Genomic DNA, 6,970 nt, shown 5'->3' on the forward strand with positions numbered 1-6,970 from the left:
AAGGCCTCTGCCACTATCATGGCGCTCCCCTAATCGGACATAGCAACCGTAAGATTTGAAGGATTTATGGAAATTAAGTCAGATTTAAATAAACCGGTATTTTTTACCTCGGCAATTTTCATTGCCGCGCTCTCTTTTATAGGTGTGATGTGGCCGCAAGCCATGGAATCCTATTTTAAAAACATTCAAGGCTGGATCATCACACAGGCTAGCTGGATCTACATCCTGGCTGTAGCCATCTTTTTGATTTTCCTCATTCTGGTCATGTTCAGCCGCCTGGGTGATATCAAACTTGGGCCCGATCACTCCGAGCCTGATTACAGCTACAGCTCCTGGCTGGCGATGCTGTTTTCCGCTGGCATGGGCATTGGCCTGATGTTCTTTGGCGTCGCAGAGCCAGTCATGCACTTCACATCTCCCCCGGTCGGTGATCCACAATCGGTAGAAGCGGCACGTGAAGCCATGAAGATTACTTTTTTCCACTGGGGACTGCATGCCTGGGGGATCTACGCGCTGGTGGCACTGGCGATGGCCTACTTTGCGTACCGCCATAAACTGCCACTGCTGCCACGCTCTGCCCTGTACCCTATCCTTGGCGACAAAATCTATGGCCCTATCGGTCATGTGATCGACATTTTTGCCGTGATCGGTACGCTGTTTGGTGTGGCTACCTCTTTAGGCTTTGGTGTGGTGCAGGTCAACGCAGGTTTCAACTATCTGTTTGATATGCCACAAAACACCACAGTCCAGGTGCTCCTGATTGCCGCCATCACCCTGATTGCCACCGTCTCCGTTGTCATGGGCCTGGACGGAGGTATCAAGCGTCTGTCGAACATCAATATGTTCCTGGCCGTTCTGCTGCTGGCCGTTGTCATCATTGCGGGTCCAACCGCTCTGATCATGAAGTCTTTTGTGCAGAACACCGGGGCCTACCTGAGCGATATAGTCAATAAAACCTTCAATCTCTATGCATACGAGCCGAAGGAAGACTGGATCGGTGGCTGGACCTTACTGTACTGGGGCTGGTGGGTGTCCTGGTCACCGTTTGTGGGTATGTTCATCGCCCGTATTTCACGTGGCCGTACAATCCGCGAATTCCTGGTGGGCGTACTGCTGATCCCATCGCTGTTCGGTTTCCTGTGGTTCACCGCCTTTGGTAACACAGCGATCGATGCCATCATGAATCACGGTGCAACTTATCTGAGTCAGGCGGTGAGTGAAAATGTGCCCGTTGCCCTGTTTAAGTTCTTCGAGCACATGCCTATGTCGACGGTACTGTCAGTCATAGGTGTAGCACTGGTGATCACTTTCTTTGTGAGTTCCTCCGACTCAGGCTCGCTGGTTATCGATACCCTGACCTCAGGCGGTGCGGCTGAGCCACCGGTCTGGCAGCGTATCTTCTGGGCCGTGATTGAAGGTGTGGTGGCCGCTGCGCTGCTGGCTGCGGGTGGTCTGTCTGCCCTGCAAACCATGACCATTGCCAGTGCCTTCCCTATCATGATTCTGATGCTGCTGTTCTGTTACTGCCTGTTCAAAGCACTGCGCAATGACTACATGCTGCAAAACAGTATCCAGACACACAACACCAGCGTGCAGTACACTCAGGCCAGTGTGAGCTGGAAGTCCCGCATTTCGGCCATGGTGAACCATCCGAAGCAGGATGAAGCTGAGAATTTCATGACCTCAACGGCCATACCGGCTTTAAAAAACCTGGTCGAAGAAATGAAACTTCAAGGTCTGGCTGTCAAGCTTCAGGTTTTAGATGAGTCTCGTGTCCGGTTAGTGGTTGAGAAAGAAGATGTGGAAGATTTTGCCTATGGCATTCGCCTGCGCCACTTCGCACTGCCGACCTATGCTAACGAATCGTATGACGATTACTACCGTGCAGAAGTCTTCCTGCTACAGGGCGGCCAGCAATATGATGTGATGGGTTACAACCAGGAACAGATCATTGCTGATGCGTTAACCCAGTACGAACGCCACATGCACTTCCTGCATCTGGCAACGTCGGAAAACATTCAGGAAGAGCCGGCCCTGTCATAAGGTTTCAGCTTTCTGAAAATACTGAAAAAGCCAGCATCGCAACACGGTGCTGGCTTTTTCCTTTATACCGGATGAGGTCATTACTTCATTACTGAGATACAGAAAGCACAGAAAACTCACTATTTCTCCATCTGAATAACAATATTTTCATTGCAGTTGATTGTCGTCAATAAAACATCACTCTCCCGGAGTTGGGGGATGTTCAAATGACATCATCTTGCTAGCATTGACATCCAGAACAGCTTTCCGGGTTTCATTATGCCGTCGAATATCGATCAAGCTCTGCTGAATATTGCGTTAAACCTCAGTTCCAATTGCTCACATGAACAACAGTATCAAACCATCATTGATACGATTGAAAAAGTATTCCCTTGTGATGCCTGTTGTTTGTTTATCTTCGATGAAGATGGTTTTCTGACGCCTGTTGCAGTGAAAGGCTTATCCCCTTCTGTCTTAGGAAGGCGTTATTTTCCCAAAGCCCATCCAAGGCTCAACGCTATTATTCAGAGCCACCAGCCTGTCCGTTTTGATGCTGATTGCTCACTGCCGGATCCTTTCGACGGTACATTACTCACAGAAGACCAGTGTATCGACGTTCATGATTGCATGGGATTCAGCTTATATGTGGAAGGCCAGCTGATAGGCGTACTGACGATGGATGCACTCTCTGTGGGTGCCTTTGAGCATATTGATCCTGTAGCCATCGAAACTTTCGCAGCATTAACCGCCGCAACACTGCGTAATATCTCTCAGCTAAGAGCATTGAAAGCACAAAACCAAAAGCAGAAAAATGTCACTCAGACCCTGATCCAGCAAGCACGCTCCCAGCACGGGGAAATCATAGGTCTCAGCCAGCAAATCAAACAGCTACGCAGCAATATAGCCACAGTTGCTCAATCAGATTATGCCGTATTAATCACAGGTGAAACCGGGACTGGTAAAGAGTTGGTTGCTCATTCCGTTCACGCACAATCGCATCGCAGCGACAAACCAATGATTTATGTGAACTGCGCTGCGCTGCCTGAAGGTCTGGCGGAAAGTGAACTGTTTGGTCACGTCAAAGGGGCTTTTACTGGCGCAAACTGTCATCGGACGGGTAAGTTTGAACTGGCCGATGGGGGCACCATTTTCTTGGATGAAGTCGGTGAATTACCCTTAATTTTACAGGCGAAACTACTGCGTGTAATCCAGCAGGGCGAGTTACAGCGGGTAGGCAGTGATCAACACTTGGTGGTGAATGTTCGCATCATAGCTGCAACCAACCGACAGCTTGAAAAAGAGGTGGAAGACGGCACCTTCAGGGCAGACTTGTTTCATCGTTTGAATGTATTTCCCATCCACGTCCCGCCACTGCGCACCCGAGACGGCGATATCCCTGTACTAGCCGGATATTTACTGGAAAAAGTGCGTCAACAGTTCAATACACCCAACCTCCATGTTCACCCGAAGGTACTGGCACATTTTGAGTTTTTCCCCTGGTATGGCAACGTTCGTGAATTAGAGCACACACTCACGCGGGCTGCTTTATACGCTATCCAGCAAGGTTCAAGCACCATCATGCTCAATCACTTTGATGCGTCTCTTACCTTAAGCGATGTCAAAAACACATCACATCACCTACCGGCCACAAGCCAGCCGATGCGTGAACTGATTGAGGACTATCAGAAGGATTTGATTGAGCACGCATTAAACAAAACGAACCGTGTATGGGCAAAAGCTGCCGAGTTTTTACAGATGGATCGGGGAAACCTCTATCGCATGGGCAGAAAACTTGGAATTAACCGATAGCAACCGAGCCAGCCTGGATGTCATTAAGACATCGCGCCTGTTGTTGTTATCACAACATTTAATTTTTAAAAACCATTAAATCACAATAAAATCAACAATTTAATATATGGCACACATCGTGCACTCTGGTGAGAGACAAAACCAAGTCTGGCTAAAATCACTGGAGAACCCAATATGTTCTGTATTCAATGCGAACAGACACTTCAAACCCCTGCGATCAAAGGCTGTTCGTTTGCACAAGGGATGTGCGGTAAAACGGCCGAAGTCTCTGATCTGCAAGATGTGCTGGTCTACATACTGCAAGGCGTTTCTTTTTGGGCAACAAAAGCCCTCGAATCCGGCATCATTGATAACGAAATCAACCAATGGGCACCAAAGGCATTCTTCTCAACACTGACAAATGTTAACTTTGACCCTGATCGCATTCTGGACCTGACCTCCCAAGCCGAATCCTACAAATTACGACTGAAGACAGCCGTCACCGCGACGGCGAGATTGGCAAACCAGCCCATTTCAGAACTGCCTGCCGTCGCAACCTTCGAACTACCGCAGACAGCCGAAGAAGTCATTGCGTTCGCACCTCAGGTTGCGGTAAACCGCGGTAAGGATAAGCTTCACGAAGATGTCATCGGTCTTCGCCTGTTATGCCTTTATGGCCTGAAAGGCGCTGCCGCTTACATGGAGCACGCTCGCGTACTTGAACAGACAAGCAATGAAATTTACACGGAATATCATGAAATCATGGCCTGGCTGGGGACGGACCCAGACGATCTGAACGCACTGCTTAATTGCTCCATGCGTATTGGCCTTATGAACTACAAAGTCATGGAGATGCTTGACCACGGGGAAACATCCACGTTCGGGCACCCAGAACCAAGCACTGTAAACGTCAAACCCGTCAAAGGAAAATGCATTCTGGTCTCCGGTCATGATTTGCATGACCTTGAAAAAATCCTGCAGCAAACCGAAGGGAAAGGCGTCAAGGTGTACACCAATGGTGAGATGCTCCCCGCGCATGGCTACCCGGAGCTGAAAAAATACGCCCATCTGGTTGGTAACTACGGCAGTGCATGGCAGAACCAGCAGAAAGAGTTTGCAAACTTCCCCGGCGCTATCGTGATGACTTCAAACTGCCTGCTCAATCCAAATCTGGGCCATTATGCAGACCGTCTTTTCACACGCAGTATTGTAGGCTGGCCAGGCGTAAGTCACATTGAAGGGGATGACTTCAGTCAAGTTATTGAATGCGCACTGGCTCTGCCGGGCTTCCGGCATGATGAAATCGAGCATCATATTACAGTCGGTTTTGGTCGCAATGCATTAATGAATGCTGCGCCGGCTGTTATCGATCAAGTCAAACAAGGCAACATCAGACATTTCTTCCTTGTGGGTGGCTGCGACGGCGACAAAGCGGAACGCAGTTATTACACCGATTTCACAGCAGAAGCACCGGAAGACACACTGATCCTGACGCTGGCCTGCGGCAAGTTCCGTTTCAACAAAAACACCTTTGGCGAGATCAACGGCATTCCCCGTTTACTGGATGTAGGCCAGTGCAACGATGCCTACTCAGCAATCCAGCTCGCCTTAGCTTTGGCAAGTGAATTCGAATGTAGTATCAATGATCTACCGCTGACACTGGTGCTTTCGTGGTTTGAGCAAAAGGCAATTGTTGTCCTGTTAACACTGTTTGCACTCGGTGTGAAAGGTATTTATACCGGCCCGACCGCACCGGCATTTCTTACGCCGAACCTGATTGCAGTTATGCAAGAAAAATTTGATATGCGCAGCATTGGCAATGTTCAGGAAGATCTGAAAACAATTCTGGCCGCGTAATACAAGTCGACGTCAATAAGCCCCGCCTCAGGGGCTTTATCTACCACAACCAAGAGATGACTATGTTTTTTGAATGGCAAGCTAATCAGGCTGTAACGCTCCGCTGCGTTGGCAAATATGCAGAAACTCACGATGCTGTCAGTATCAGGCTGTCTGAACTCAGTGAGTCACTGCTATTTCAATTCAAACCAGGACAGTTTATTAATCTGGGCGTCGAAATTGCTGGAAAAATGGAGTTTCGCGCTTATTCCATCAGCTCTGCTGTCGAAGATGAGCACCTTCAACTCACAATTAAGCGTGTGGCAGGCGGCAAGGTCTCTAACTACATTATCGATTCCTTATTACCAGGAGACACAGTTCAGGCCCTGCCTCCAGCGGGTGATTTTAACTGTATCGATCATCCGCCACAAACAATCAACGGGCACGCAAAAGCTCTGCTCATCAGTGCTGGCTGCGGGGTGACTCCTGTCTTCTCAATGGCAGCATACTGGTTAAATAACCGGGACAATGTTGATATCGCATTTCTGCATATTGCCCGCAGCCCGGAAGAAACGATTTATTTTGATCAGCTGGAAACGCTGGATGCCATCTATCCAAATTTTCGCCTTGAACTCCTGCTCAAAAACAATCATGGCACTTCTCATCCACAAGGTCGCCTGAACGCAGACTGGATAACTCAACTCGTGCCGGATTTTAAAGAGCGTACCATTTATTTATGTGGCCCAAATCAATTCATGCTTGATACTCAGCAATATTTAAAGCAACTTGATTTCGATATGAATCAGTTTTATCAGGAGAGTTTTACCCCGGCACCACGAGAAGATGTTCAGCTATCTGATGAAAACACAATGGTTGCGGTTCCAGACTTTTCTCAAAGTATTCAGGCCAGAAAAGGACAGGTTCTGGCAGACGTTTTGGAAGGTGCGGGTTTGCCGGTTATTGTGGCATGTCGAAGCGGCATTTGCGGTTCATGTAAATGTAAAGTGCGAGCGGGCAGTGTTTCGTCAACCAGCCAAGAAACGCTCACACCCGAAGAAATTGAACAAGGCTATGTACTGGCCTGTTCTTCAACAATTCAATCAGACTTAGACGTACAAATTGGCTGAAAGCGTTCAGGCCAGCCAGAATCGACGTCACTGACTGTAAGCACCGCTGGCATAATACAGCTCATAACTGTGACTTGTACTAATTCAGACCTGATCTGACAGTTACCCACTTTTCAACTCGGTGCCTGTCAGATTATATCTGAGCTAGATTCTTCTCTGCCCAGATTGATTTCCCATCCTCTAATGTTTCTATTGGC

At 48.5% G+C, this 6,970-nt stretch carries 4 protein-coding genes; all 4 read left to right on the top strand.

The window, feature by feature from the left end:
• The first annotated feature begins 66 nt into the window (after window positions 1–66).
• The 4 genes from IFO68_RS20900 to IFO68_RS20915 all read left to right on the top strand — a co-directional run bounded on the left by IFO68_RS20900 (window position 67) and on the right by IFO68_RS20915 (window position 6,773).
• On the top strand, window positions 67–2,043 hold the full coding sequence (locus tag IFO68_RS20900; protein WP_192017709.1) for a BCCT family transporter: 1,977 nt from the start codon (window positions 67–69) through the stop codon (window positions 2,041–2,043).
• A 258-nt stretch (window positions 2,044–2,301) separates the two neighbouring features.
• Window positions 2,302–3,831, top strand: coding sequence for a nitric oxide reductase transcriptional regulator NorR (gene norR / locus IFO68_RS20905; RefSeq protein WP_192017710.1), 1,530 nt, complete (start codon window positions 2,302–2,304; stop codon window positions 3,829–3,831).
• A 174-nt stretch (window positions 3,832–4,005) separates the two neighbouring features.
• Entirely contained in the window at window positions 4,006–5,667 is a 1,662-nt protein-coding gene (hcp, locus tag IFO68_RS20910) for a hydroxylamine reductase (protein WP_192017711.1), read from the top strand.
• Window positions 5,668–5,729: 62 nt separating this feature from the next.
• Window positions 5,730–6,773, top strand: a complete 1,044-nt coding sequence (locus tag IFO68_RS20915; RefSeq protein ID WP_192017712.1) for an FAD-binding oxidoreductase — start codon at window positions 5,730–5,732, stop codon at window positions 6,771–6,773.
• Window positions 6,774–6,970 lie beyond the last annotated feature (197 nt).

The organism is Photobacterium arenosum (assembly GCF_014841115.1).
Taxonomy (GTDB): Bacteria; Pseudomonadota; Gammaproteobacteria; order Enterobacterales; family Vibrionaceae; genus Photobacterium; species Photobacterium arenosum.

What these genes read in the sequence shown, in the direction of transcription:
- hcp (WP_192017711.1), top strand. Translation starts at nt 4,006, where the DNA reads ATGTTCTGTATTCAATGCGAACAGACACTTCAAACCCCTGCGATCAAA.
- IFO68_RS20915 (WP_192017712.1), top strand. Translation starts at nt 5,730, where the DNA reads ATGTTTTTTGAATGGCAAGCTAATCAGGCTGTAACGCTCCGCTGCGTT.
- IFO68_RS20900 (WP_192017709.1), top strand. Translation starts at nt 67, where the DNA reads ATGGAAATTAAGTCAGATTTAAATAAACCGGTATTTTTTACCTCGGCA.
- norR (WP_192017710.1), top strand. Translation starts at nt 2,302, where the DNA reads ATGCCGTCGAATATCGATCAAGCTCTGCTGAATATTGCGTTAAACCTC.